The sequence below is a fragment of the Vibrio sp. NC2 genome, from assembly GCF_025195005.1.
GTDB classification, from domain to species: Bacteria; Pseudomonadota; Gammaproteobacteria; order Enterobacterales; family Vibrionaceae; genus Vibrio; species Vibrio splendidus.
The window spans coordinates 201,660-228,327 of the sequence record NZ_JANVFC010000002.1 but is presented as its reverse complement, the minus strand read 5'-3'; the positions used below and the strand labels follow the sequence as shown (position 1 = coordinate 228,327).

General features: G+C 43.2%; 21 protein-coding genes. 11 read left to right on the top strand and 10 right to left on the bottom strand.

Annotation, left to right across the window (positions count from 1 at the left end):
• Window positions 1-357 precede the first annotated feature (357 nt).
• Entirely contained in the window at window positions 358-1,884 is a 1,527-nt protein-coding gene (locus NX845_RS04715) for a methyl-accepting chemotaxis protein (protein WP_215515015.1), read from the top strand.
• A gap of 360 nt (window positions 1,885-2,244) precedes the next feature.
• Window positions 2,245-2,808, top strand: a complete 564-nt coding sequence (locus NX845_RS04710) for a type II secretion system protein (RefSeq protein WP_102566637.1) — start codon at window positions 2,245-2,247, stop codon at window positions 2,806-2,808.
• A gap of 97 nt (window positions 2,809-2,905) precedes the next feature.
• Here the strand turns inward: NX845_RS04710 and NX845_RS04705 are convergent, their stop codons facing one another.
• Window positions 2,906-4,288: an MATE family efflux transporter gene (locus NX845_RS04705; RefSeq protein WP_215514920.1), complete on the bottom strand. Its 1,383-nt coding sequence runs from the start codon at window positions 4,286-4,288 to the stop codon at window positions 2,906-2,908.
• A 391-nt stretch (window positions 4,289-4,679) separates the two neighbouring features.
• On the opposite strand from NX845_RS04705, the gene NX845_RS04700 reads away from it, so the two are divergent.
• Window positions 4,680-5,312, top strand: a complete 633-nt coding sequence (locus NX845_RS04700) for a hypothetical protein (RefSeq protein WP_017094270.1) — start codon at window positions 4,680-4,682, stop codon at window positions 5,310-5,312.
• A 323-nt stretch (window positions 5,313-5,635) separates the two neighbouring features.
• Here NX845_RS04700 and gcvP read toward each other — a convergent pair whose 3' ends face one another.
• The 3 genes from gcvP to NX845_RS04685 all read right to left on the bottom strand — a co-directional run bounded on the left by gcvP (window position 5,636) and on the right by NX845_RS04685 (window position 10,328).
• Window positions 5,636-8,515, bottom strand: coding sequence for an aminomethyl-transferring glycine dehydrogenase (gcvP, locus tag NX845_RS04695; protein ID WP_260256576.1), 2,880 nt, complete (start codon window positions 8,513-8,515; stop codon window positions 5,636-5,638).
• An 88-nt stretch (window positions 8,516-8,603) separates the two neighbouring features.
• Window positions 8,604-8,984 (bottom strand): glycine cleavage system protein GcvH, encoded by a 381-nt coding sequence (gene gcvH, locus NX845_RS04690; RefSeq protein WP_004730871.1) that lies wholly within the window; start codon window positions 8,982-8,984, stop codon window positions 8,604-8,606.
• Between the two features lie 51 nt (window positions 8,985-9,035).
• Entirely contained in the window at window positions 9,036-10,328 is a 1,293-nt protein-coding gene (locus tag NX845_RS04685; protein ID WP_017059848.1) for a serine hydroxymethyltransferase, read from the bottom strand.
• 441 nt (window positions 10,329-10,769) lie between these two features.
• Between NX845_RS04685 and NX845_RS04680 the strand changes: the two genes are divergently transcribed.
• From NX845_RS04680 to NX845_RS04670, 3 genes are all read left to right on the top strand, one after another.
• The gene (locus tag NX845_RS04680; RefSeq protein WP_017082298.1) at window positions 10,770-11,393 is read left to right on the top strand and encodes a helix-turn-helix domain-containing protein; all 624 of its coding nucleotides are present in this window, start codon (window positions 10,770-10,772) and stop codon (window positions 11,391-11,393) included.
• Window positions 11,394-11,887: 494 nt separating this feature from the next.
• The gene (gene gcvT / locus NX845_RS04675) at window positions 11,888-13,021 is read left to right on the top strand and encodes a glycine cleavage system aminomethyltransferase GcvT (RefSeq protein WP_029405843.1); all 1,134 of its coding nucleotides are present in this window, start codon (window positions 11,888-11,890) and stop codon (window positions 13,019-13,021) included.
• A 263-nt stretch (window positions 13,022-13,284) separates the two neighbouring features.
• A complete protein-coding gene (locus NX845_RS04670) occupies window positions 13,285-14,346 on the top strand; it encodes a trypsin-like serine protease (RefSeq protein ID WP_017094274.1) in 1,062 nt (353 codons plus the stop codon).
• A 115-nt stretch (window positions 14,347-14,461) separates the two neighbouring features.
• On the opposite strand, the gene NX845_RS04665 is transcribed toward NX845_RS04670, so the two are convergent.
• On the bottom strand, window positions 14,462-14,788 hold the full coding sequence (locus tag NX845_RS04665; protein WP_215514918.1) for a hypothetical protein: 327 nt from the start codon (window positions 14,786-14,788) through the stop codon (window positions 14,462-14,464).
• A 201-nt stretch (window positions 14,789-14,989) separates the two neighbouring features.
• Between NX845_RS04665 and NX845_RS04660 the strand changes: the two genes are divergently transcribed.
• Window positions 14,990-15,307 carry a helix-turn-helix transcriptional regulator gene (locus NX845_RS04660; protein ID WP_102456606.1) on the top strand — a complete coding sequence of 106 codons (318 nt, stop codon included), beginning with the start codon at window positions 14,990-14,992 and terminating at the stop codon, window positions 15,305-15,307.
• Window positions 15,308-15,513: 206 nt separating this feature from the next.
• Here NX845_RS04660 and arfB read toward each other — a convergent pair whose 3' ends face one another.
• Window positions 15,514-15,924, bottom strand: a complete 411-nt coding sequence (gene arfB / locus NX845_RS04655; protein ID WP_017094082.1) for an alternative ribosome rescue aminoacyl-tRNA hydrolase ArfB — start codon at window positions 15,922-15,924, stop codon at window positions 15,514-15,516.
• 87 nt (window positions 15,925-16,011) lie between these two features.
• On the opposite strand from arfB, the gene NX845_RS04650 reads away from it, so the two are divergent.
• Window positions 16,012-16,617, top strand: coding sequence for a beta-phosphoglucomutase family hydrolase (locus NX845_RS04650; RefSeq protein WP_102459150.1), 606 nt, complete (start codon window positions 16,012-16,014; stop codon window positions 16,615-16,617).
• 36 nt (window positions 16,618-16,653) lie between these two features.
• Here NX845_RS04650 and NX845_RS04645 read toward each other — a convergent pair whose 3' ends face one another.
• The 4 genes from NX845_RS04645 to NX845_RS04630 all read right to left on the bottom strand — a co-directional run bounded on the left by NX845_RS04645 (window position 16,654) and on the right by NX845_RS04630 (window position 22,761).
• Window positions 16,654-18,558: a diguanylate cyclase gene (locus NX845_RS04645; protein WP_004730910.1), complete on the bottom strand. Its 1,905-nt coding sequence runs from the start codon at window positions 18,556-18,558 to the stop codon at window positions 16,654-16,656.
• A gap of 237 nt (window positions 18,559-18,795) precedes the next feature.
• On the bottom strand, window positions 18,796-20,544 hold the full coding sequence (locus tag NX845_RS04640; protein ID WP_215514917.1) for a formate--tetrahydrofolate ligase: 1,749 nt from the start codon (window positions 20,542-20,544) through the stop codon (window positions 18,796-18,798).
• A gap of 293 nt (window positions 20,545-20,837) precedes the next feature.
• Window positions 20,838-22,142, bottom strand: coding sequence for an inosine/guanosine kinase (locus tag NX845_RS04635; protein ID WP_004730908.1), 1,305 nt, complete (start codon window positions 22,140-22,142; stop codon window positions 20,838-20,840).
• A gap of 142 nt (window positions 22,143-22,284) precedes the next feature.
• The gene (locus tag NX845_RS04630) at window positions 22,285-22,761 is read right to left on the bottom strand and encodes a CreA family protein (protein ID WP_017088239.1); all 477 of its coding nucleotides are present in this window, start codon (window positions 22,759-22,761) and stop codon (window positions 22,285-22,287) included.
• 248 nt (window positions 22,762-23,009) lie between these two features.
• Between NX845_RS04630 and NX845_RS04625 the strand changes: the two genes are divergently transcribed.
• From NX845_RS04625 to NX845_RS04615, 3 genes are all read left to right on the top strand, one after another.
• Window positions 23,010-23,504 (top strand): hypothetical protein, encoded by a 495-nt coding sequence (locus tag NX845_RS04625; protein ID WP_029222120.1) that lies wholly within the window; start codon window positions 23,010-23,012, stop codon window positions 23,502-23,504.
• A 60-nt stretch (window positions 23,505-23,564) separates the two neighbouring features.
• Window positions 23,565-25,373, top strand: a complete 1,809-nt coding sequence (locus NX845_RS04620; protein ID WP_215514916.1) for an HD domain-containing phosphohydrolase — start codon at window positions 23,565-23,567, stop codon at window positions 25,371-25,373.
• Window positions 25,374-25,682: 309 nt separating this feature from the next.
• Window positions 25,683-26,408, top strand: a complete 726-nt coding sequence (locus tag NX845_RS04615; protein ID WP_029224226.1) for an HAD-IA family hydrolase — start codon at window positions 25,683-25,685, stop codon at window positions 26,406-26,408.
• Window positions 26,409-26,668: the final 260 nt, after the last annotated feature.

The window sequence follows — 26,668 nt, the reverse complement described above, 5'->3', positions numbered from 1 at the left end:
TAGATTCGATTAGATTAGGTATTTCGACCTGGACCGACGCTAATTTAATTGGTGTTCTTGCACTTATTTGTTCATCGATATTTTTTCTTCTAACCTGAACTCCAACTACTTGATTTCCAGTTAATTGACCTTTATTGAATGATTTTGCGTGTTGCATAAACGTGATCAATATATGTTTTTTGTATTCTTCGGCTAAAGTTATCGGGCTTTTTACAGATAAAGGAATAGAGGCGAGCTCTAACACGAGATAAAACGTGCGAGCTTTGGTTTCGCTTTTTGAAACCTTTAGAGAACTTTTAACAAACTTGCGTCGAGACAACTTAAATGAAGAAAACAATCCTATTTGCCGTTTTTATTATGTTTGGCATTGCCGTCGCTGCGAGTATGGCGTCAACTTATTTCATTTCAAGCGAAAAAATTGATGAGATAATATTGAACAAATCTCAAGTTCAAGCTGAATTTTTGGCTGGGAATGCAGGGTATATCTTAGAGAATTCGGACAATCCAGTTCAAGATTTACAAAAGCTGGTGGGCGAGCTGAAACAACGTTCTGATGTCACTTATGCCATTGTTATTGATAGTAACGTAAGTGCAATTGCTCACAGCGACAAAAATAAACTGAATAAAGTTTATGAAGATAGCTATACCGTTAAAGGCGCGACCCAAGGCGTACAACAGTATTCAAAATGGTACGCTGACGTTCAACAAGTGTGGGTGTTTGACATCATGGCACCTATCTACGTCAACGGTGAGCTGTATGGTACTTTTGATATCGGTATCCCGATCACAGAGGTTAGCCAAGCAACGAATGGCATTATTAGCTACCAGCTCGCTTCAATGGTTTTCATTTTTGTTGTTTGTCTCGTTGTTCTATCACTTCTTCTTAGCAAACTGATGCAACCTCTCTTGGTATTGAAAAATACATTGCATGATATTTCTGAAGGCGATGGTGATCTATCAGTACGTTTGCCTATCAAAGGGAATGACGAAGTTGCTCAAATCTCATCTGCTTTCAATGTGTTCGTTGGCAAGGTGCACGAGATAATTACGCAAACAGTGAATACGGGTGTCGAATTAAATAAGACCGCTATTGGGCTTCGTGAACAGTCGCAGCAAGCATTGCAAAGAGGGCAAGAACAGAACGAACAAACCATGTTGGTCGTGACGTCTATGAATGAAATGATTGCCACGGTTAATGAAATTGCATCTAGCGCGGCTGGTGCTGCAAGCGCGGCAAACATGGCAGCGAGTGAAACTCAAGAAGGTCATAAGACGATTGAGAAGACCACGACTTCAATTTCGAACCTTGAAGCTGAAATGAATAGTGCTTCTGACATCATTGTGAGCCTTGCTGATAATACTCAGTCGATCGGTACTATTCTTGATGTTATTCGAGGTATCTCTGAGCAAACGAACTTGCTGGCACTTAATGCTGCAATTGAAGCTGCGCGTGCTGGTGAGGCTGGCCGAGGCTTTGCGGTTGTTGCTGACGAAGTTCGTAACCTAGCGACAAAAACCGCGCAGTCTACCGATGAAATTGACACTATGATCAACCAACTTCAAACCGAAGCTAAGAACGCTGTTAGTTCGATGAGTAATAGTAAGAGCTTAATTGAAGAGGGTACGACTGAAACTGAAATGGCTCGCCAAGCTTTGGAAAAAATTTCCACGCAAGTTTTGGCTATTCTCGATATTAATACGCAAGTCGCAACGGCAACGGAGCAGCAATCAGCGGTAGCGAATGAAATTAATATGAATATGGATACGGTTAATAGCTCAGTCAAAAACGGTTTGAGCGCAAGTGAGAAATTAGAGCAATCAAGCCAGCACCTGGCAGAGTTATCACAAGTTCTCGATCGTTATGTCGGTTCATTTAAAATCTAGAATTCCCAACATACCTCTTTAAGAGGTGTGTGGGTCTCCAGTTATTTAATAGCGCTTATGTCATACATGAGCGCTATTTTTTTGCGATATGCAGACGCAGATACTCCGATAGAGCGCAACAGAAATTAATAATGTACCTGCAGTGTAATATCGTGACAATTTGGCCTATTTAGAACAAAGCGATCAAATAACACAGTGACAGCAGGCAGTTACTTTTATTTTCGCATGCGTAAGGTCAAAAAATCGACTAAACAACAGCTCTGACGTGACACATAAGGTGTTCCGCATCTCATCACGATGTATAGTTATTGATAGTTCATTCAGTAATTGTATCTGTAGTTATCAGTTGATGTGGGTGTTATGAAGAAAAACGGATTTACTTTAATGGAATTAATCATTGTGATCGTGATACTTGGAGTATTGGCCGTTACAGCAGCCCCGAGGTTCCTCAATATTCAAGAGTCAGCAAGAGAAGCGGTACTTGAAGGTGTTGCTGGTGCGATGGAAGGGGTAATCACGCAAGTTACGTCTAAAGCCATTATTGTTGGGCTTAATCCGGACGCAACAAACCCAGGTGATCAGAGCAACTATGTAATCGATTTTGGCATTGGTAGCGTTGAAGTAGATTGGGGAACACTTTGCCCTGAAAGTGAAGGCGAATCAGGAGATGCGTTAAATATGCTCGATTTCCTAACTTTGTCGGATGATGACAGCATCATCTCTGAATTAGGTAACAGACACACGGTTGTGGGATATACTCAGCCATTTAGTCAAGCTGACCTGAACAGCAATAATATTACCGACGATGCCTTACCTTCAGGTTGTTATGTTATCTATGATTCTTTTGGCGGCAGGACAAGTGGAGACACATGTCCAGTAGATGGTTGTGAGTGTACAGTTCGTGTTATGAACGATGAGTGTTAAACCAAGCACATCATCTGGTTTATAGAAATACAATAAAAAAGCGCGTTATTGCCGAGTAGCAATAACGCGCTTTTTTGTATTAGCTTAATGATTTGTCTTAGTTTACCAATGGAGCACTTGCTGGTGGCAAGTCACGCTTCTTAATCACGTATCGCAAGCGAATTAACATCAGCGTCGCTGAAACACTCAACCCCGTCAGAATACCAATCCAAAAGCCTTCTTCACCCATTGCAGGAACAATGTGGTCTGTTAAGCCCAACACCATGCCTAGTGGTAGTGCTAAGCCCCAGTATGAAGCGATAGCTAAGATCATCGGGATCTTAGTGTCTTTATAGCCACGCAGTGCGCCGTTAGCAGACGTTTGCAATGCATCGCTGAATTGGTACATCGCCGTAAAGGTCAACAATACTGCAGCCGTAGCGCTTATTGCAGGGTCGGTGGTGTAAAGCCTAATGATCCACTCAGGGAACAGAAGGAACATCGCAACCGAAAGTAATGAAATCAACGCCGCAACCAAGATACCGACTTTGCTGCGTTCAATTGCGCCTAGTTCGTCTTTCTCGCCTAGTGCATGTCCAACACGAATCGTAATGCCAAATGAGATGCTCATAGGAATCACGTAAGTTAGGCTCGAGATGTTAAGTGCAATTTGTGCGGCAGCTACGTTCTCTGCACCAATACGGCCAATCATCAGTGCGATTACTGCAAAGATGCTGCCACACACCGCGATATTCATCCCGATAGGTAAACCTAATCTTAGAAGGTGAAGCATCTCTTTTGCTTTTGGCTTCGCGTCTGCAAAGCTGATAATGGTTTTGTAGTGATGATGGCCTTTGATGTAGGAATACAGCATTCCCGACATTAACCAATACACCAAGCTTGTCGCCCAACCACAACCTACAGCGCCCATTTCAGGGAAGCCGAACTTACCGTAGATAAGCACGTAGTTGACCGGAATATTCACCAACAAACCAACCACCGAAATGATCATCGGCACTTTGGTGTTGTTCATGCCCTCACAAAAGCCATTCAAGGTATAGAACAGGGCGATACCCGGCACACCAAAGGCTAGGGCAAACGCATAGTCACTGCCGATAGGGATAATCTCAGCGGCAACACCAATCCATTCTAAGATCGGTTTCGCACTCACTAGATAAGCGATGAGTAATACGCTAGCAATTAATGCCAACCAAACCATCTGGAAGAATTCAACAGAGATACTTTGAAAGTCACGTGCACCGCGGTGGTAAGCGACAACGGGCGTTAGCGCCATAATCACGCCACGCAGTAGCAGTAACACTGGGATCCAAAGGCTGGTGCCAAGTGCAATAGCGGCGAGATCGGCAGGGCTTACTTGGCCAGCCATTGTCGTATCGACAAATCCCATCGCTTGGGTCGCTATTTGAGTCAAAATGATTGGAACCGAAAGATGCATAAGCGCACCCGATTCACGAGTAAAAGGACGAAGTTTCGTTAGCATGGAAGTTCACAACACCAATATAAATACACGAATGATGGCAGGATGGCCGGTGTGCATTTTAGGATGTGCCCCGTTGGGCGGGCGACAATATAAACACCTTACCGTATAGGGTCAAGCATTGGATTTATAGAGTTTAACTTGCTTTGATATTCGGATAGGTTCTGAAGGTCAAAACACAGCGCCAACGCACGTAAGTTAATGATTTATTGGGAATCATACTCGACCGATAAATTCTATATTTACCACGCTAATCACTAAGCTAGCGGTATAAATGATTGTTATGGAAAGATAAAGGCTAGTACAATTGGTGGCATAAGGAACTAGATAGTAAGACTCTGTACTTAGATACGGGATTTTTTAGTTTAATGGCTGTAATATTTTTGGAGAGTTTATGCGACTAATATTAGTTTTTGTTGGGTTGCTAGTATTTGTATCAGTAACCTTATTGAATTTGCATTTATTATACTTAAAGCTTGTTTCAGGTGGTGAGTTTTCGGTAATTCTTATAGCTTTTGCTGTGATATCACTTTTAATTCCCTTACTTCCTGAAGTTCAGAACTTTTCAATTGCTGGTAACTCGGTGACTTTCAAAGAGGTAAAGAAAGAAGCTGAAGATGCAATTCTTGAGCTAAAACAGTCTCAAATAGATACCATGAGTATGCTCTTGTTGGCTGTTACTAAAAGTAGTGGTATGAAAACTCTGGATTCTGTCTTCTTAGAAAGTGAGAATTTCTGGAAGCTATATGAAAAAATTGTGCAAAATAGTATTGAAAGGCAACTATGTATCGATATATTGGCTGTACTAGATGACCTTATGAAGTCATATGTCTTTCTATTTGTTAACTCCAGTGAAGATGCAAGCAAAGCGTTTTCCTATGAGGAGGCTTTGCTCCCAGAAACTTCGCGATTACTCGAAGTTATATATGATGACAATAACATAACTCACAAAGACTTAGTCACAAAAGGACTCTTAGACTATCAGAGGTTATATGACTTAAAGGACAGTCTTAATAAAAAAATATAACAACCAACTTGGCGCTATTTATCTTGTTCATACCATCACTTCTTAGCTTCAAACCTAGTGTGCATTAGCTTCCTACTGCCACAGAGCCAACAGAAACACAAAAAGACCATTCCCAAGCGTTACTTTTAGAAGCAAGCCAAGAGGGGCTCCACCTTTTGGCGCTTTATTGCAACATCCCATAATCAGTTCCTAAGTCATCGTTGGTTTCACTTAACCTTAAACCTTTCCCTTACGGTAAGGTCAATGCTTTCTTAGTCATATAATCTGAAAAACAAAAAAGCGAACCAAGTGGTTCGCTTTTGTTTATCTAAAATCTACAAAAATTAGTCTTCGTAGTTGTCGATGCTTGGGCAAGAACAGATTAGGTTACGGTCGCCGTATACGTTATCTACACGGTTAACTGTTGGCCAGTACTTCGAGTTCTTCGTTGCTTTCGATGGGAAGCAAGCCAGTTCGCGAGAGTAAGGGCGATCCCATTCTGCGCCTGAAAGGTCAACTTGAGTGTGCGGTGCGTTCACTAGAGGGTTGTTGTCTAGTGGCCATTCACCGGCTTTCACTGCTGCCATTTCGTGACGGATTGCGATCATCGCTTCACAGAAACGGTCTAGCTCTTCTAAATCTTCAGATTCAGTTGGCTCAACCATTAGCGTGCCTGCAACTGGGAAAGACATCGTAGGCGCGTGGAAACCGAAGTCCATTAGACGCTTAGCAATATCTTCTTCGCTGATGCCTGTGTCTTCTTTAAGTGGACGAATATCGATAATACATTCGTGCGCTACGCGGCCGTTAGTGCCACGGTAAAGAACAGGGTAGTGAGGACGTAGTTTTTCCATCACGTAGTTCGCGTTCAGAATCGCTACTTTAGTCGCGTCTGTTAGGCCAGGTTCGCCCATCATTGCGATGTAAGCCCAAGAGATAGGTAGAATTGAAGCACTACCTAGATCTGCCGCTGATACCGCGTAGTCAGAACCTTGTACACCGTTTTCGATGTGACCTGGTAGGAAAGGTGCTAGGTGCGATTTAACGCCGATAGGACCCATACCCGGACCGCCACCACCGTGTGGGATACAGAATGTTTTGTGTAGGTTCAAGTGAGATACGTCTGAACCGATGAAGCCAGGTGAAGTTAGACCTACTTGAGCGTTCATGTTCGCGCCGTCTAGGTAAACCTGACCGCCCGCTGCGTGTACTTGTTCACACACTTCTTTCACTTGCTCTTCGTATACGCCGTGCGTAGAAGGATAAGTGATCATGATGCTTGATAGGTTCTCTTTGTGCTTCTCGATTTTCGCTGCTAGGTCTGTCATGTCGATGTTGCCATCTTCATCACACTTAACAACCACTACCTTCATTGAAACCATAGACGCTGTTGCAGGGTTAGTACCGTGCGCAGAGCTTGGAATCAGACAAACGTTACGGTGAGCTTCACCGCGGCTTGCGTGGTAACGTTGAATCGCGATTAGACCCGCGTATTCACCAGATGCACCAGAGTTAGGCTGTAGTGAGAAATCGTCGTAACCGGTGATTTCACATAGCTTCTCTTTAAGATCTTTCGCTAGAGCTGTGTAGCCTGCTGCTTGATCAAGAGGTGCGAATGGGTGAATTGAACCAAACTCAGGCCATGTTACTGGAATCATCTCAGCAGCAGCGTTCAGCTTCATTGTACAGCTGCCCAGTGGGATCATGCCGTGCGTTAGTGAGAAGTCTTTGTTCTCAAGCTGTTTTAGGTAACGCATCATTTGCGTTTCGCTGTGGTGCGTATTGAATACTGGGTGAGTTAGGAACTCTGATTCACGACGGCAGTTTTCTGGAATTGCGGCAAACTCGTTTGATGCAATGTCAGAAGAGAGTGCTTGAACGTCTTCTTTCACGTCGAAGATTGCGAACAATGCGTTCACGTCGTCGATCGTTGTTGTTTCATCTAAGCTGATACCGATCTTACCAACAAGTCGACGAAGGTTGATGTCTGCTGCTTGCGCTTTCGCGTACAGTGCATCTGTCTTGTCTTCTGTGTTCAGCGTAATAGTATCAAAGAAGCTGTTGTTCGTTAGCTCGTAACCCGCTTTAGTCAGGCCAGCCGCTAGGATAGCTGTCATGTGGTGTGTACGACGAGCAATAGTTCGTAGGCCTTCTGCACCGTGGTAAACCGCGTAGAAAGACGCCATGTTTGCTAGAAGTGCTTGAGCTGTACAGATGTTTGATGTCGCTTTCTCGCGGCGTATGTGTTGCTCACGAGTTTGCATTGCCATACGTAGCGCTTGGTTACCGTGAGTATCGATAGATACACCGATTACACGACCTGGCATTGTACGCTTATGCTTTTCACGAGTACCCATGAATGCAGCGTGAGGACCACCGTAACCCATAGGAACGCCGAAACGTTGCGCTGAACCGATGACTACGTCTGCGCCCATTTCGCCCGCAGGCTTAAGTAGAGCAGAAGCAAGTAGGTCAGTAGCAACCGTTACCAGTGTTTTGTTTGCTTGAGCTTTCGCAATGATGTCTGTTAGGTCACGCACTTCACCCGTTGTACTCGGGTATTGAAGAAGCGCACCAAATACGTCTTGCTCTGGAAGTGTTTCAAGAGCACCAACCATTACTTCAAAACCGATGTACTCAGCACGAGTTTTAACAACTTCTAGTGTTTGAGGGTGAACATCGTCAGCAACGAAGAATACTTTGCTCTTGCTTTTGCCAGCACGCTTACACAGTGTCATTGCTTCGCCAGCCGCTGTCGCTTCATCAAGAAGGGATGCGTTCGCGATTTCCATACCTGTTAGGTCCATTACCATTTGTTGGTAATTGAGTAGAGCTTCAAGACGACCTTGAGAAATCTCTGGTTGGTATGGTGTGTAAGCTGTGTACCAGCCTGGGTTCTCTAAAACGTTACGTAGAATAACGTTTGGAGTGAATGTGTTGTAGTAGCCTTGGCCAATGAAAGTACGTTTCACTTGGTTTAGGTTAGCGATCTCTTTAAGAGAGGTCAGCATGTCCATTTCGCTCAGTGGCGCAGCAAGTGTCATTGGTTTTTCAAGACGGATTTGTGCAGGAACCGTTTCGTCGATCAGAGCGTCTAAGCTAGTCGCGTTAATCGCTTGAAGCATTTTTTGCTGGTCTGCTTTATTAGGGCCGTTATGACGAGCAACAAACTCGTTTTGAGTACCCAAGTCTTTTAGTAATTGGCTTTGAAGTAATTCAGTCATGATATGTTCTACTTTCTCTTTGGAGCCGTGAGCTAGCCCCTAAAATTAAGCTGCTCTAAAGAGCAGCTTTATCGTAATGAGGAACCTATTAGTCTTCTTCGATAGAGCTTAGGTATTCTTCCGCATCTTTAAGGTTGTTTAGTTCAGACGCATCAGACATCTTCACTTTAACAATCCAACCACCTTCATAAGATTCTTCGTTAATCAACTCTGGGCTATCTTCTAATTCTTCGTTGATTTCTACGATTTCGCCAGAGATTGGTGCGTAGATATCAGAAGCTGCTTTCACTGATTCAACTAGAGAGAAGCTTTCGCCAGCTTCGATTTCGTCTCCAGTGTCAGGCAGGTCAACAAACACAACGTCACCTAGCATCTCTTGAGCGTGCTCAGAAATACCGATAGTCACAGTACCGTCACCGTTGTCTTTTACCCACTCGTGGCTGTCTGCAAACTTTAGTGTATTGTCCATTGCTTATTCTCCAAAAATTTATGAGGTTTTAATTTAAATCTTAAAAACGGTTTAACGGTAAAGAGGGAAGCGCTTGCAAAGCTCTTTAACTTGCTTGCGAACACGTTGCTCAACTTCAGCATTGCCTTCAGGGCTTTCAACTAAGCCATCAAGTACATCGCCGATCCATTCACCGATAAGTTTGAATTCTTCAGTGCCAAAACCACGAGTGGTCCCAGCTGGCGTGCCTAAACGGATACCAGAAGTAATCATAGGCTTCTCTGTATCGAATGGTATGCCATTTTTGTTACATGTGATCCCTGCACGCTCTAATGCTTCTTCAGTTACGTTACCTTTCAAGCCCTTAGGACGAAGGTCAACCAGCATTAGGTGCGTGTCAGTTCCGCCTGTCACAATGTCACAACCGCGAGTTTGCAACACTTCAGCAAGAACTTTTGCGTTATCGATCACTGAATCAATATAAGTATTAAATTCTGGGCCAAGAGCTTCGCCAAACGCCACTGCTTTAGCCGCGATAACGTGCATTAGTGGACCGCCTTGAAGGCCAGGGAACACTGCAGAGTTGATCTTTTTGTTGATGTCTTCGTGATTAGTAAGAATCATACCGCCGCGTGGGCCACGAAGTGTTTTGTGCGTTGTTGTAGTAACAACGTGTGCGTGTGGTAGTGGGCTAGGGTGAGCACCTGTCGCGATAAGACCCGCGATGTGTGCCATATCAACCATTAGGATAGCGCCAACTTCGTCAGCGATTTCACGGAACTTAGCGAAATCAATAACGCGTGGGATAGCACTACCACCAGCAATAATCATTTTAGGTTGGCTTTCGATAGCTAAAGCGCGAACCGCTTCGTAATCGATTTCTAGAGTTTCGCGGTCTACGCCGTATTGAACGGCGTTGAACCATTTACCAGACATTGCAGGGCGCGCACCGTGTGTAAGGTGGCCACCAGCGTCAAGAGACATACCTAGGATAGTGTCGCCAGGTTGAAGTAGCGCAAGTTTAACTGCACCGTTTGCTTGAGCGCCAGAGTGAGGCTGTACGTTTACGTATTCACATTTGAACAGCTGTTTAGCGCGTTCAATCGCGATAGCTTCAACTGTATCTACGTGCTCACAACCACCGTAGTAACGACGGCCTGGGTAGCCTTCTGCGTATTTGTTGGTTAGGCAAGTGCCTTGAGCTTGCATTACTGCTTTAGAAACGATGTTCTCAGAAGCAATAAGTTCGATTTGTTCGTTTTGACGAGTGTTCTCTGCTTGGATGCCAGCAAATACTGCGTCGTCAGTACCAGATAGGTTCGTAGTGAAAAAACTGTCTAAGCTATGGTTTTGGTAAGCGTTCATTGTCGAGACCTTTCATTAAGCTAATGGTGATTATTTTTATAGTCCATTAGGTCTTACGTTGATTTCTGCATCGGTATCGTTTGCGCTATATAGGTATAGATAAACGTGAATTGCGTTATAAATATACTCTTACAGCGTCTAAGCGATTGTTGTAGGGTCAATGCAGCACGAATTGTTTCCCAAAAAGTTCGGGTAAAAAACAGCTTTTACAAATGTTAAATCTATCATTTGCTGCAAGCCGAAGTAGCATCTCTTCATCTAACAAGTCGATAACATAGCTCCGATAAAATCAATTTTCAACAAAAATTTCCAATAGGAAACAACTTTTCTTGTTTTGCTACGGGGAGCACGCTTTATTTCTCTGTGTGCTCTTTAATCAACAAAGCGCTTCATGCAACAATGAAATTAATAGACAGGAAGCAAGAATTTAGTGAGGGACCTATGTCAGAAGACATTTATGATGAGTACCCATCTTTAACGTTGGCGAAGGAAACGTTAGACCAGAATATCGAACCACTTAGGCTTGGCCAACGTATTAAAGATATCCGCGGCAAGCTTGGGATTACGTTAGAAGAAGCGAGCCAACGTACTGGTTTAGCTCGCTCTACGCTCAGCAAAATTGAGAATGAGCAAATCTCACCAACCTTCCAAGCGATGCAAAAACTAGCGATGGGCTTACAAATAAATATGCCCCAACTGTTTGAGCCACCAAGGAAAAAGGTCGCAACAGGGCGTCGTGACTTAACTAAGGCTGGTCAAGGTAAACCTCATCCAACCCCAACGTACGAGCATGAACTGCTTGCAACAGAGCTGTCTAATAAGAAGATGATGCCCTTTAAGAGTCGCGTGAGAGCGCGTACTTTTGAAGAGTATAACGATTGGGTACGTCACGACGGTGAAGAGTTTTTGATGATCATCTCTGGTGATGTGATGTTCTACTCAGAATTCTACGAACCTGTGCCAATGAGTGAAGGTGATAGCATGTATTACGATGCCAATATGGGTCACATGCTTATCTCGACCAGCGCAGAAGATGCGCTCATTTTGTGGGTGACAGCAAAATAAATTAACAAAGTTGGAATTTCTTATAGTGAATGCAACCGTTTGCTATTGTTTCTAACGTTAGCCAACAGACGCGATATTGATGTGATAATCATCAATATCGCGTTTTTGTATGCATCGAAAAATTGTTTTTAAATTGTTAAATGTCACATTTTGAACTGTTTTACTATTGTTAAGGGTGTAAAACTGACTCAGGCTTGTTTATTATAGTGAACACGGTTTACTCATGTTGATTGAAGTTTACTGAAGTGAATTCTTAGAAAGTGACTTGTAGAGCTTTTGTACAGCTAACCTGATTTATCAAGCTAACGATATAAGCCTATATAAAAGACATCACTTTTTACTATCTACTGTTTCTAAGGTTAAGACGTCAAGGTGACTAACGCGAATACGCTGAGGTGACTAATGATGAGACTTATCGTTAGAGGCGACTCTAAATAGAGATATAAGCGGCAGACTCGACTTTGGACAGCCTGCAACGCTTCATGGAGAAGAAAATGACTCAAGAACACGCTAATCAAGACCTACTAACAACACCACTGCATGCACTTCATGTTGAAGAGGGTGCAAAAATGGTTCCTTTCGCTGGCTACGATATGCCAGTTCAGTATCCACTAGGTGTAAAGAAAGAGCACTTACACACTCGTGATGCTGCCGGTCTTTTTGATGTTTCTCACATGGGGCAACTTCGTCTTCATGGCGCAAACGCAGCAGCTGTCTTAGAATCTTTGGTTCCTGTAGATATTATTGACCTTCCTTCTGGTAAGCAGCGCTATGCGTTCTTTACCAACGAGCAGGGCGGCATTATGGATGACCTGATGGTGGCTAACCTAGGCGATCACCTGTTTGTTGTTGTGAACGCGGCTTGTAAAACACAAGATATCGACCACCTAACTGCGCACCTTCCAGCTGACGTAGAAATGGAAGTGATTGATGATCGCGCTCTATTAGCACTTCAAGGCCCTAAAGCGTCTGAAGTTCTTGCTCGTTTCCAACCAAGTGTTGCAGACATGCTGTTCATGGACGTTCAAAAAGTCGATATCGACGGCGTAGAGTGCATCGTAAGCCGCAGTGGTTATACCGGTGAAGATGGCTACGAGATCTCTGTACCGAACGATCATGCTGAAGCTCTAGCGCGTAAGCTGACTTCAGAAACTGAAGTTGAGTGGATTGGCCTTGGTGCTCGTGACTCACTTCGTCTTGAGTGTGGTCTATGTTTATACGGTCACGACCTAGACACAACAACTACTCCAGTTGAAGCTAGCCTTCTATGGGGTATTCAAAAAGTTCGTCGTACTGACGGTGAGCGTGCAGGCGGTTTCCCAGGCGCTGATATTATCCTTGAGCAAATCGCAACGAAAGATGTTCAACGTAAGCGTGTTGGTCTAGTTGGTCAAACTAAAGCACCAGTACGTGAAGGTGCTGAATTGTTCGATGCTGAAGACAACAAGATTGGCGTTGTAACAAGTGGTACTGCTGGCCCTAACGCAGGCAAGCCAGTTTCTATGGCGTACGTTCGTACAGACCTAGCAGCAATTGGCACTGAAGTATTCGCTGACGTTCGTGGCAAGAAGCTACCAATGACAGTAGAAAAAATGCCTTTCGTACCTCAGCGTTACTACCGTGGCTAATCTCTTTTAAGAGAAAACACCAAGTTTAACGAAAGCCTATTGTTTGCTTCTCTGTATTTGAGGGGGTTAACGGTAGGCTTTTTTGTTTTTCGCAACGTATAAAACTTAGGATGATTGGCTAATATAAGTTGTTTATAAATCTGTTAATAAATGAGAGGTGTGGCCATATCGTTACAAATACTTACTATACTCAAGGTTATGCCGTGTTATGGTGCCACATATCATTTTTATAAATAAGTCGTAGTGGTTACAAGGAGTTGACTATGAATGTGAACTATACAGTGAGTCCGGTTCGTAAAGCCGTTTTAGTGCTATTGGCACCGTTCATTTATACATCTAGTGTATTGGCGACGGAAAACACGGTCGAAAGTACTCCTGATGTTGGTGTCACTCCTTATATCGTGAATGGTAGCAATGCTTCGGTCATTGAGTTTCCTTCGATAGCAAGCTTGTTCATTGATCGTAGTGGTTATGATGGTGTTTACTCAACAGACCCTTACTGTGGAGCGACTATTCTTAACCCAACCCATATTTTAACGGCAGCGCACTGTATCTATGGTGACGAGAATGCTCAGCTTTTTACTACGGTTGTTCCCCAACTAGAGAATACGTCTGAATTTCCGAATGGTAATATTCAGAAAGCTCGAGTGGCAGAGGTTTATTATCGCAGTGATTATTCGAATAGTTTAAGTAAGTTATTACCAAATGACGTTGCTATTTTAAAGCTTGAAACATCACTCAATATCGGTGCGAACATAATTCCTCCTTCCTCTGAACTTTATAGAAGCTCTAGTAGTCAATTTGTCGCTGTTGGTCATGGAGATACGGCAACAGGTCAAGATAAGACTAACCGTCTTCAAAAAGTTGACCTCACATATGTTGAAAATAATGTTTGTGCAGGTGTGTTTACCGATGGTGTATCGTTAACGCAAAAACAAATATGTTTTAGTGGTGCTCAGGGAGCCTCAAATTTGTATGGTGGTACTTGTCAGGGTGATTCTGGTGGGCCGGTATATTGGTGGGATGGTTCTGCCTACCAACAAGTTGGGATTACCAGTTTTGGTCCAACAGTTTGTGGTGGTAGCTCTACTGTGACATCGGTATTCACTGAAATCTATGACTACAGAGATTGGATTACAGATGTAGCTAATGGTGTAATTAGTAGTTCTGAAACGGTTCGAATTTCTGCAACAGATGCTAAGCGAACGGCTTATGTTAATGCACGAACTTCATCTGGCTCTGGTGGCAGCGGGGGCAGTGTATCATTTGGCTTGTTAGGTGCGTTGATGTTACTAGGTGGGTTTAGACGAGCGATGTCTCGTTAGATTCTTCATGTTAGTTAAACAAACGGCCAGTCATTCAACTATGACTGGCCGTTTTTGTTTTGTTCTATTCGTTTAAGCCGTTGAGAGTTTGGTGCTACTCGTTGATATTAATAGATTAGACGCACAAACCAGAGGACACTTTTCTACTGTACCTTTCTAGAATTTCATCCATCTCTTTTATTGCATCGTTGATGTCTTTAACACCGCCTTGCGCGACATCTTTTTCATTTTGGTTCAACGCAGAAAAAGCCTGTCTTAATTCCTTGTCTTCCAACATGTTCCCGTGCAACAACACTTCTTTGTAAGTGAGTAGCCTATGCTGTACCGCGATAATTTGATTGCGGGTATTTTCTGATTCTAATGCGTGCTTTATGCAAGGAAATGCCAATGTATAGCGATTCGCAATTTCCAATTTGACGTCTTCATTATTCGCAATTTGCAATTTTTCTTATTTCCCAACACTTGAATATTCAAGTTTACTAGCCTGTACGCTCACGACCGATCTAAGTGTCAAAGTTTATGAAACGTAACGTTTTTTAATAATCGAATAATATGCCTTTAATAGCGTATGTAAACCGTTGCGAGTCAATATGGTCTGCTTCTTGCTGAAATTAGGTCATAACTGTCTATTGAGGATAAGCTTATGTCACAAGAACCCATAATCATGGCGCTGATTGATCGCAGGAAGCTCGCTAATTTGTCCCAGGAAAAATTAGCCTCAAGTGCGGGAATGAGTTTAAAAACCTATCAACGAATCGAACGTGGTGAAGCTGATATAAAAATGTCGCAGTATCGTTCTATCACCAGAACTTTAAAAGTGACCGATTTGGATGTGGTACTGGATGTTGTTGGCGCATCACAAGCGACAGCGGAAGACGTAGCGGCGGTCAGTCGTTTACTGACCAGCGAAGAGCGCATGTTGTTAATCAAGCTGATTTTGTCGGTCAAAAAACAGCAGTAGAGTTTTGTTCCATTAGGTTATTTTGGAATACCTAGCTTTCTAATACCTAGATCGCGAATGCTTAGCGTTCGAACTAATAGGCTTCGAATCAATACTTCGAACAAATGCCTGCAAATAAATAGCGTTAGGTATTCGTTTTTGTTCAAGAAAATAGAGTTAGAGCGGTTGTTTCATGGGTGACGTGTTCACTGGGTGACATGAAACAATTATTCTACTCTTCCGCGCAGTAGCTTGGTGGTGCTTCTTTGTTTCTTTCCTTCTAAACGTCTTTTCTGAGAGCCACGCGTCGGCTTAGTCGCTCGTCTTACTTTTTGAACTTTTGTTGCTTCCAAGATCAGTTCTTTCAAACGCACCAAAGCGTCATCACGGTTTTGTTCTTGAGTTCTATACTGCTGCGCCTTAATGATAATCACGCCATCTTTAGTGATGCGGCTATCTTTGTGTGCTAGCAGTTTCTCTTTATAGAAATCTGGTAGGGTGGAGTGCTTGATGTCAAAACGCAAATGTATCGCACTTGATACTTTATTGACGTTTTGGCCGCCTGCTCCTTGTGCTCTGATCGCAGTTAACTGGAGTTCCCAGTCTTGAATCGAAACAGAGTTAGATATTTGTAACATAAACATCCATTTTGAACGGTAATATGGGGTCATGATACTGAATATTGGTTATGGTATCAGTAACTTTCTCAAAGAGTGGTAGTAGTGATGAAAATAGATTTAACGGCATATGATGGATTAATCTTTGATATGGATGGTACGTTGATCGATACAATGCCAGCACATGTAAAGGCGTGGCAGCAAACGGCTGAAGAATTCGGTTTTCATTTTGAAGCGTCTTGGCTGCATAGCTTAGGTGGCATGCCGAGTTATAAGATCGCGGGTGAGGTGAACAGTAAATACGGGTTATCGCTCGATCCACAAGCGGTTTCTACGTTTAAGATGGCGTCGTTTGCTGCGATTGAAGACAAAGGAGATATCATCCCTTGTACCCATTCTCTGTTATTAGAAAATTTAGGTAGCAAGAAGATTGCCGTCGGGACGGGTAGCCAACGTAAAAGTGCAGAACAATTGTTGGACAAAACAGATATCTTGAGCAAGCTCGATATCCTAGTGACAGCAACAGACGTTAAGAATCACAAACCCAATCCAGATACCTTCTTAGATGCGTGTTTTGGTATGGGATTACAGCCAAAGCAGTGTGTTGTGTTTGAAGATACGAACTTAGGTAAGCAAGCTGCTCATGCTGCGAACATGGATTGTATTCTGGTGGTAGAAGGGAACAAGTTAGAGTTTTACCCGGCCCCAAGCTGATCGAGTGCCTAACAAGAGTGCTTGTACTGTCTATTGTTAGGCTATTTCACTCATTTCTTTGTCTAGGAATAAGCATACATTGTTTCTACCTGCTGCTTTAGCTTCGTATAACGCTAAATCAGCGCACTTGTAGTTCAGCGCGGGATCATTGGTGATGTTAGTAATGCCGCCACTCACAGTGACTACGTTATCGAGTTCAAGGCTGACAGCAATTCTCAGCCTGTTGAGAACGTATTCAGCTCCTTCCGTTGTGGTGTGAGGCAGAATAACACCGAACTCTTCGCCACCAATGCGAGCAACAAAATCTGTTTCACGGCATTCACGCTGAAGTACTTGAGCGACTGTTTGAATGACTCGATCACCGTAATCGTGCCCAAATCTGTCGTTAATGCGTTTGAAGTAGTCAATATCCAAGATAGCTAAGCAAGATTGCTCGCGAGTAGGGTAACGATTAACACGAGAACATTCGTCACGAAGTTCAAGGTCAAATTTTCTTCGATTCCAGCAACCAGCTAATGCGTCTTTTTCACTTAGATTTCTGAGCTTTTTTTCGAGTTCTTTGTGTTTACTAATATCGACAAAAGAAGCGACGTAAAACTGAATCACATCTTTCGAATCTTTGATGGTTTGGATTCGTAATATCTCAGTGATCAAAGACCCGTCTTTACGGCGATTGACCACTTCGCCTTCCCAAACTCCCGTCTTGGTGATAATGCTCCACATCTTGATGTAGAACTCTTGATTGTAGCGACCAGAAGCAAACATCGAAGGCTGACGTCCTTTTACATCTTCCAAATCGTAACCACTCACGCGAGTAAACTCTTGGTTTACTTTGATGATTCGGTTATTTCGGTCAGTAATTACCAAGGCTGACATGCCATTCATCGCGGCTTTAGCCAGTTGGCTATCGATGCTGTTCTTTTTATGGTTACTGTTCCAAAGCACAAAACCTGCTGAGATCATCGAAATTAAGAAAGATAAGGTGATGATCTGCACGAATATGGCTTGTTTTTCTTGTCGGTATTGGCTGCTAAATTGTTGGTTTTCAACATGAAGAACCAAATAAATTGGTCCTTTAAATTGCTTTATTTTAGGGCTGATATCTGAGTGAAAATACCAGTTTTTACCATCAAAGTAGCTAGAAGAGGTATTTTCTTGAATGGCTTTCCAAAGCTCTGGGTAAAGCTTCGCATAGGTTTTATCTGAACGAGATTCAATAAGATGCCCAAACGATTCTTCGATATCAGGGCCCATGATGACATGTCCGGTTCTGTTAAGAATGACAGGGACGGCTGATGATGTACCGATTTGATAAAGAAGGCGGTCGTAGACCTCGAGCATATTAAGGTTAGCAATAAAGTAGCCAATAATACGATCTTCTGAGGCGACGGGTGTCATTATCCTTAGGGCTGGCATCAAAGGGTGGACGACTTCACCATTCTCAATCTCTAAATCGATACCGTTGGAGCTTACTTCTCCAATCTTCAGTCGGTGGAGATCTTTAAAGTAGCTACGAGCTGATTTGTTCTGCAGTTTATTCTCAGGAACTATTGTCGCTTTATTGTTGTTGTAGTTGATACGGTAAACCTCGTTACCTTCTAGGTCGAGGTAGCGAAGTTGAGAATAGTATTGTTGTCCGCGAGCTAACATCACCCACAGATCTTGCAGAGCTTGTTTATGAACAATTGATGGTTCTTCAATTGCGCGAAGTAACGTTTGAGAGTCTGCGATGGAAGGAACAGAATTAGATATTTGCTCAACAATAACGGCCAGTTCGTGAAAACTGTATTCGATTTGGTTTTGGCTAGACTGCTTAATATTTAGAGTATGCTGAGCATCAATTCTGTCAAGTTCAGAATTGATGTAGAGGGCAGGGACTAATCCTAGGGCAAATATGGTGCATAGAAATTGGCTGACTAGTTTTTTTATACTCGTATTCATCACTGTCCTCAAAGAATCAGCGCAATACTATATATTTTATGGGGTTTTTAATGTGATCTTAACCCAGAACTTAAAACAAGATTTGCATATAACTACGATTTTAGTGCAACTTTTTGCATTTAAGCTTGATTGTTGAGCAATCACTTCGTTAGGAAATGATTGCTCAATATAGAACGCCGCTCTGAAACTTGAGCCCAATTAATCGTGATTAATTGCCGTTTATCTAGCTAAGGGCACCTAGCTTAGGCCGATAATATTTCCATTGCTATCAATATCTAATGACATGAAAGCCGGTTTATCAGGTAAACCTGGCATGGTCATTACGTTGCCGCACAAAGCGTAGATGAAGCCGGCACCAGCACACAGTTTTAACTCTCTAACGGGTACGTCAAACTGAGTGGGTGCACCCTTTATTTGAGCTTCTGTTGAAATCGATAATGGCGTTTTTGCCAAACAAACCGATAGGTCGCTATAGCCGTGTTGGTTGAACTCAGTCAGTTGCTTTCTTGCCAGTGGTGATAGCGAAATACTTGCTGCGCCGTATCCGACTTCAGCGACTGCCATCAGTTTCTCTTCTAAGCTTTGCTCAGAGTGGTACAAAGGCTTAAATTTACTCTCTGTTTGGCATGCTTTTACCACGGCGTGAGCCAACTTAATTGCACCTTCACCACCTTGACCAAAGGCTTCACTTACTTCAACGCTGACACTTGGGTCAAAGTCGATGATCATTTGTTTCAAAGCATCGAGCTCTTGAGCTGAATCTTGTGGGAATCGATTGATCGCTACGACAGTAGGTACTTGGTATCGTTTAACGTTGTTGATATGCCATTTAAGGTTCTCAAAGCCTGCTGTGAGCGCGTCTTGATCGTCATTAAAGATTGAATCAGGTAATGGAGTACCCGGTCTCAAATCGTATAAACCAGAGTTGGCTTTTAATCCGCGTAATGTTGCGACAACTACGGCGCAATCGGGCTTCTTGTTCGACGCTTTCACCTTGATGTTACACGCCTTCTCAAAACCCATGTCTGAGCCGAAACCACCTTCAGTTACCACAAAGTCACTCAGCTTTAACGCTATCTTATCAGCAATAATAGATGAGTTACCGTGTGCGATGTTAGCGAAAGGCCCCGCGTGTATTAGAGTAGGAACGCCTTCAAGGGTTTGCATCAATGTTGGTTCAATAGAGTCCTTCATCGTTACTGTCATAGCGCCCGCGACGTTGAAGTCATCTGCGGTTAGTGGCAAGCCTTGTCTACTGTAAGCAAGTACCACTCGTCCGATGCGCTTTCTTAAGTCTTGAAGGTCATCTGCTAGAGCGAGAATAGCCATCAGCTCTGAAGCGGCTGAGATATCAAAACCATCTTCACGTTCAAGGCCATTAATTGTTTTGTCTGCTTCGTTTTTGCCTACTGTGATCATGCGCAATGCACGGTCATTATGGTCCAGTACACGTCGCCAAACGATTCTACTAGGATCAATGTTGAGTGCTTTTAAGCCTGAACGTGCTTCAAAGGCTTCTAATCCTTCACGGTGCTCATGATACAAGCGTGCATCAATGGCTGCAGAGGCGAGGTTATGAGCGGCCGTCACGGCATGAATGTCGCCAGTGAGGTGAAGGTTTAATTGCTCCATAGGGGCGACTTGAGAGTAACCACCGCCCGCTGCGCCGCCTTTTACACCAAATACTGGGCCCATTGAAGGCTGGCGAATGCAGGCCATCGCAGATTGGTTAATCTTTGCGAGGCCTTGTGCTAATCCAATAGTAGTGACGGTTTTGCCTTCGCCAAGAGGCGTTGGTGTGATAGCGGTCACCACGACCAATTTACCATCTTGTTGGTTGGCGAGGCGTTCAAGTGATGTCAGAGACACTTTAGATTTGTATTGCCCTAATGGCTGATGTTCGTTGTGTTGTAGGCCAGCTTGTTTGGCAACTTCACTGATGTTTTTAAGGGGAGTAGAGCGACAAATATCAATATCAGACAGCATATTTGATCCTTATATCAGAACCGAAAGGTGGTACGTAAACGTTTGCGTGGCGATAGTACTGTATAAATTTGCCAAGTAAAGGCAAACCACACGAATTATGTGCTGGAAGATAACAGATCTAAAGAGTCATTGCGCGAGATCAAATCTTAAACGAGCAAAATATTCGATCTGACTACCTTAAGCTGCAGTTATATTAGTGCTGAATACAAAAAGGGCTGCATATAGCAGCCCTTCAGGAATGGATAATCTAGCTGGTCATCAACCTCAATGAGTTAACAACCTGGCATGGTTGATTAACGATCCCAGTATGTTTCTTCTAAGCTATCTTCGCGTTCAGGTAGCGCACGAGAAAGGCGAGGAGAGTGCTGAGTCAACACCTCATAGCTTACACGGTTTGCGTACTTACAAATTTGAGACAGTGAAGAGTAAGTTAGACAAGCGTGTTCGTGCTTCTCAGAGTTCGGCACGTTAACGTGGTGGTAGCTGTTTGCTGCCATGTCGTGAAGTAGTGCTGAAAGTGCACCATCACCAGCACCGTTGGTGTTCTTAATCTCAAGTGGGCCGCCTAAGTAAGGGCCAATGTGAGAGTACACTTTTACTGGGTCTTTACAGTCTTGCTTACGCATCGCGCGGCTGAATTCATATTTATTGAACTCAGGGATGTTACCCGGTAACAATGGCAGTGTAGTTTCGCGTTTCGCTGGTTCGTCAGTGTAGCCTGCCATGTACAAGCCGACAGGGCCTGCAGTGCAGAGAACTAAGTCAACCCACTCAAGAGCTTTGTTCGCAGCCAATAGCGGATCTTTTTCACCCGTTAATGCTTCACCTTCGTCTTCGTTCATTGCGACGATGGTTACGTTTTCTTTCAGGTATTCTTGCCACCATTCAGCGTTACCTTCGATCACGTACTTCGTGCCAAGTGTCAGTACAACTGGCACATTGTACGCTTTCGCGTATTCAATCGCTTTTTGTACCGCTTTTGGCATCGGATCTTCAGGCTTACCGCGCATTAAGTATGAAGACACAACTAATGCAGACGCTTTTTCAAAAATCTGTTCAGGAATACTTTCAGGAAGCAGCTGGTTCATGTGTCCTTCGTTGATCGCAAACGTACGTTCGCCATCTTCGGTAATGAGCGTGTAACAACGACCAATGGGACCATCAACGGTTTGTAAGTGGTTTAAGTTCATACGAGAAGAAGTGCGGCAAAGGTAGCGGTAACCAAATGAGCCAACTTCAATCTTCTTAGACATTACGCCAAGTAGGACAGATTTGCTGTCTGCAAGAACAGAATAGTTGTGCAGTGTGTTGCCGATAGTATCGCCAGGGTATTGATGCGTGATCAAACCGCGCTCAACTAACTCTTCATACAGCGCATCTGCTTTACTTTCTTCCAATACCAGTGAGTGGCCTTTACTCAGCTCGTATTTTTCTAGGAACTCGTTGTCAACACGGGCTTCGATATCAACAATCGTTTGACCTATACCGACAACTGTTGCGCGGTGTAGCTTAGGTGTTTGTTGAATTTGGTTGACCAACGGATCACGGGCGTGAGTTGGAAAGTAGTGCTTAGATTTACGCTGTCCAGGAAATTTCATATGACAAATACAGTGAAAAAATTTTGCCGCATGATATCACATTTTGTTTCTGTTTCTTTCATTTTTATTACATTTTGAATCACCTGCGCAATGTCTGTACAGGTGATTCAGCTTACTTTTGCTTCAGACCATTCGTGTGAGACTACTCGACTGGAACGAGTGTTGCTGGATCTACGTAAGCCTTTGTACCCCATAGCGGAACGGTTGAAAGGCTATGTTTGAAGCTGCCTTCTGTTTCTTTGGTTGTGTAAGATAAGTAAAGCAGCGATTGATTCTCAGCATCGTAGATACGACGAACCTTCATCGTTTTGAAGAAGATACTTTTCGACTGCTTGAATACCACTTCACCTGATTTACTTTTGTCTATTTTAGCAATCATTTCTGGAGTGATTTCGCCTGTTTGACGACAAGAGATAGAACTATCGCTTGGATCGGAAAGACTCAGGTTTGCTTCGATTGATGCAATGTGACAAGTCACTCCTTCGATCTTATCATCATCTAAAGATGACATTTTGATATCCTTCATTGTGAAGAATCCAAGAGAGACGTCGCCAACCTCGTTGTCCGAACAGCCTGCCAACATTGTGATGATACCTGCTGCTATTAAGGCTTTTTTCATAAGAAGTCCTTTTTATTTATATAGTTCTGTTTACTATAAGGATATTGAAAGCTTGAATACGAGTGTAGAGCTTTTCACCGAGTTCTTAAAGGATGTTATGAGAGAATGAAAAATATGAAGCATTTAAAGTACTTGTTGGCGTTAGTCATGCTCTGTATCCTTTCTGCATGTAGCTCGGCTCCTACGCCGACCATATGTCTCCCAAATAACTGTGATATTTGGGGTTACTAATCTTAGGTACTAAAAGAATGAATAACGAAATACCTGAAAGCGCACATAAGAAAAACCAATGGCTGTTTAGCCAACTCGACATTGCTTATCCCGCAAAGGAGAGCTTGCTAGGTCGAGAACTTTATCAAAGCAGACTCCCATCCAAGAATTACCAACTCCTCGCTCAAGATCAAATTCCTTCTCAAATTGATGAACTGCATAAAGTCGATTTCCATAAACTGACGGTACTTTTTTCACTTAACCAAGCCAGTGTTTATCACGATGAAACCGAAAGGGCACATATGCTTGAGTTCTTGAGTCAGATTATGTTGTCTGATGAGCATGTTTTATACATTGGAACTCAAAATGGTGATGTTGTGGCGAGTGCTATTGTCACAGAAGTGGAAGAGTCTCTGTTGATCTCCGACGTGATTATTGAAAACGGTCAAGATATCAACGGCTTTGCTAAGCAGTTACATGATTTTTGGGCACAAGATCATGCTTCTCACGATAAAGTGTGGGTCGAGAACTAAAGATTCTTTGAGAAAGCGTTAATCTAAGTACAATACCCCATCTTTTATAAAGGGTTTTGTATGTACAAGCTATTGATATCAATCGCTGTATTGTGTGTTAGCGCTTTTTCTACAGTCAGTTTTGCTAACGACTGGGATATCAAACGCATCCTAGTTTTACACTCATACGAACCTTCTTACCAATGGACTGCTGATTTTCAGAAAGGGATAGACAGTGCGTTCAGCCAATCTCAAACCGAAGTTAAACTCTCAATCGAGTATTTGGATACAAAGCGCGTCCATAGCTCTGAGTACTACGACTCTCTCGCCGATTACTTACAAGCCAAATACGCAGGTTATAAATTTGATGGGGTTATTGCGACTGACGATAACGCGGCTAATTTCCTTGAATCACTGAGTGCGTTGATTGACCGTGCGACACCTATTGTTGCGGCGGGTATCAACGACATAAGCACCGATATGTATGCGGTGTCTGATAGAGCGACTGTGCTTTATGAGAACGATCAGATAGACGTCAATATTAAGCTGATCTCTAAACTAAGACCTAATCTAAAGAACCTCTATTTCATCAATGATTACAGTGTCACTTCTGAGCTAATCCGTAAAGATATAAGCCGTATTATGGCAGACTTTCCATCGATTAATTTGGTCGAAATACGCGATTTGTCGCTCAAGCAAACAAGTGAGTTCTTGAAAAGGGTATCTGCTGACGATGCAGTCTTACTGAGCCACTACAATACTGAGTTAGATCAAGGTGTATATCATACCTATCAAGAGGTCGCGGAAACCTTATCTGCATCGAGCGCCGCACCAGTGTTTGCGTTATGGCAGTTTAATATAGTCGGTGATGTACTCGGAGGTTATGTAAACCACTCGCGTAGCATGGGTGAAGAGGCCGTTAGTGCATTGGATAAGTATGTGCCTCTTAATTTTTCTACACCTTTAGTTCCCGGTGACAACAAGCGTTTTGTTTTCAATTATCCGGCGCTTAAAAAGTTTGGCATTGGTGATAATGTACTGCCGACAGGTTCTGTGATTGTTAACGAGCCTTCCTCCTTTTTAGAAAAGAACTTTCAATTGTTGTTGGGCTTAATCATGGTCATTACAGGGCTGAGCGTGATTATCGTGATGCAATTTATTACCCTGCGCCAAAAGAAAGAGTTGGCAAAAAAGAACAAGCGAATCCTCGCTCTACAGAAGCAGACTTTGAATGTTCAAAAGGACATGATTCATGTGCTGGGTGAAGCCATTGAAACTCGCTCTGGCGAGACGGGGAATCACGTTAAGCGTGTGGCCAAGTTATCCGCATTGCTTGCCAAGTATCGTGGCTTGAGCCATCGCGAGGTCGAGATGATTGAGATCATCAGCCCAATGCATGATGTCGGTAAGATTTCGGTTCCGGAATCTATCTTAGATAAACCAGGTAAATTGACAGACCAAGAGTGGGATGTAATGAAACTTCACACCACTGCGGGCTACAATTTACTGAAGAGCGGAGCGGGTGATATTACCAACCTCGCGGCAATCATTGCTAACGAACATCATGAGCGTTGGGATGGCGCTGGATACCCTAATGGCAAGTTAGGTGAACAAATTCACTTGTTTGCTCGTATCACTGCCGTAGCCGATGTATTTGACGCATTGCTTAGTGCTCGTTGCTACAAAGATCCATGGCCATTAGAGATGGTGATCGACTTGTTCGAGAGAGAGTGTGGCTATCAATTTGATCCTCAATTAACCAAACTGCTACTGAAACACCTGCCCGAGTTTGTCGCTATCCGAGATTCGTATCCCGATACTGGAACTGTAGAATATGCGTCTGTACCTTCGATTGAAGTTAAGGTACTAAAAGAGTCGGTTGTTAGCTAACTAACTCTCGCTCTATCTGAATAGTCTACAAATCTTGATTTCTTTATCAATTCAGTCTAATCCGACTAGGACGTGGCAATTTATATTTTCCACTGAAATTAAGTCGTTTATGTAAACCTTGTAGTATTTGGTTTTGTAGAATCTGGGTTAATTTGATGAAAGCTGTTGCTTATGTCGAGCCATAAGGTGATCAAGCCCATATTTCGCGAAGAGAAATAAGCCTGTGTCCGTAAACTGTTATCTTAATCATCCCGCGCATTGAAAGAACACTATAGGATAAAACTTGAATTCAATACGAGTGAGAGAGCTATGCGGTTAGAACAGACTAAATGTGTAATTTTCGATTGTGATGGAACACTCATCGATAGCGAAAAGCTGTGTTGCCAAGCCTTGGTGAATGTATTCACCGGCTTTGGGGCGGAGCTAAACGTTAATGACTGCTATGCGCACTTTCAAGGTGGAAAGCTGGCCGACATCTTAATGGATACACAAGAACGTTTAGGGCTATCTATCTCGATTGATACGCTTGAGCCGTTATATCGTATTGAATTAGAAGCTTTGTTCCAACGTCATTTAAAGCCGATGGATGGTGCCATCGAGCTCATTGAATTCCTAAAGCGACAGGACATCGAATTTTGTATCGCTTCTAATGCGCCTAAGTCTCGGGTTGAATCTTCATTGGCAATGACAGGAATGCTCGATGACTTTAAAGGTAAAGTGTTTTCAGCTTTTGATGCCAACAGCTGGAAGCCAGAACCTGACTTGATTATGTATACAGCCATGAATATGGGCTTTTTACCCAATGAGTGTATCTATGTGGACGATACTTTGAAAGGAATTGAAGCGGGTGTTCGTGCGGGTATTCAATCATTCCGATTGCGCCCAAGTATTAATGAATCAATCGTAGATCCCGAAGCCGACTCATCAGAGGTAGCGGCTCAGGATATCTACAGTTTGGAAGAGATTTCGGTTTGGATTAATGGCAAACACTGCTCAAGTGGTGGAATACCGAACCCTGCAGCTTTGGTGGGGTAGAGCCTAGCTGAAGGCTGACTACCTTACTAAATTGTTTAGTGTGAAAACCGCAAGAGGCACAAGTAAACTTTTCTCCACTTTCTGAGAGTAGATATTCGTCGTGTTGGCATAAAGGGCATGTAATGTCGTCGGTGTTTGGTGTTTCTGTTTTATTCATTATGTGTCACCTGCAGCAAGAGGGTAAGCGAAAAAAGACCCGTTTAATTAGATTACCCCTAAGCTCGAATATTAGACAGTTTTGACACTTGATAATCTCGCCT

Coding starts and splice junctions, on each gene's coding strand:
- NX845_RS04635 (WP_004730908.1), bottom strand. CDS start 22,142: ATGAAATTTCCTGGACAGCGTAAATCTAAGCACTACTTTCCAACTCAC.
- NX845_RS04645 (WP_004730910.1), bottom strand. CDS start 18,558: ATGAATACGAGTATAAAAAAACTAGTCAGCCAATTTCTATGCACCATA.
- NX845_RS04670 (WP_017094274.1), top strand. CDS start 13,285: ATGAATGTGAACTATACAGTGAGTCCGGTTCGTAAAGCCGTTTTAGTG.
- arfB (WP_017094082.1), bottom strand. CDS start 15,924: ATGTTACAAATATCTAACTCTGTTTCGATTCAAGACTGGGAACTCCAG.
- gcvP (WP_260256576.1), bottom strand. CDS start 8,515: ATGACTGAATTACTTCAAAGCCAATTACTAAAAGACTTGGGTACTCAA.
- NX845_RS04625 (WP_029222120.1), top strand. CDS start 23,010: ATGAATAACGAAATACCTGAAAGCGCACATAAGAAAAACCAATGGCTG.
- NX845_RS04660 (WP_102456606.1), top strand. CDS start 14,990: ATGTCACAAGAACCCATAATCATGGCGCTGATTGATCGCAGGAAGCTC.
- NX845_RS04685 (WP_017059848.1), bottom strand. CDS start 10,328: ATGAACGCTTACCAAAACCATAGCTTAGACAGTTTTTTCACTACGAAC.
- NX845_RS04715 (WP_215515015.1), top strand. CDS start 358: ATGTTTGGCATTGCCGTCGCTGCGAGTATGGCGTCAACTTATTTCATT.
- NX845_RS04630 (WP_017088239.1), bottom strand. CDS start 22,761: ATGAAAAAAGCCTTAATAGCAGCAGGTATCATCACAATGTTGGCAGGC.
- NX845_RS04680 (WP_017082298.1), top strand. CDS start 10,770: ATGTCAGAAGACATTTATGATGAGTACCCATCTTTAACGTTGGCGAAG.
- NX845_RS04640 (WP_215514917.1), bottom strand. CDS start 20,544: ATGCTGTCTGATATTGATATTTGTCGCTCTACTCCCCTTAAAAACATC.
- NX845_RS04615 (WP_029224226.1), top strand. CDS start 25,683: ATGCGGTTAGAACAGACTAAATGTGTAATTTTCGATTGTGATGGAACA.
- NX845_RS04700 (WP_017094270.1), top strand. CDS start 4,680: ATGCGACTAATATTAGTTTTTGTTGGGTTGCTAGTATTTGTATCAGTA.
- gcvT (WP_029405843.1), top strand. CDS start 11,888: ATGACTCAAGAACACGCTAATCAAGACCTACTAACAACACCACTGCAT.
- gcvH (WP_004730871.1), bottom strand. CDS start 8,984: ATGGACAATACACTAAAGTTTGCAGACAGCCACGAGTGGGTAAAAGAC.
- NX845_RS04705 (WP_215514920.1), bottom strand. CDS start 4,288: ATGCTAACGAAACTTCGTCCTTTTACTCGTGAATCGGGTGCGCTTATG.
- NX845_RS04650 (WP_102459150.1), top strand. CDS start 16,012: ATGAAAATAGATTTAACGGCATATGATGGATTAATCTTTGATATGGAT.
- NX845_RS04710 (WP_102566637.1), top strand. CDS start 2,245: ATGAAGAAAAACGGATTTACTTTAATGGAATTAATCATTGTGATCGTG.
- NX845_RS04620 (WP_215514916.1), top strand. CDS start 23,565: ATGTACAAGCTATTGATATCAATCGCTGTATTGTGTGTTAGCGCTTTT.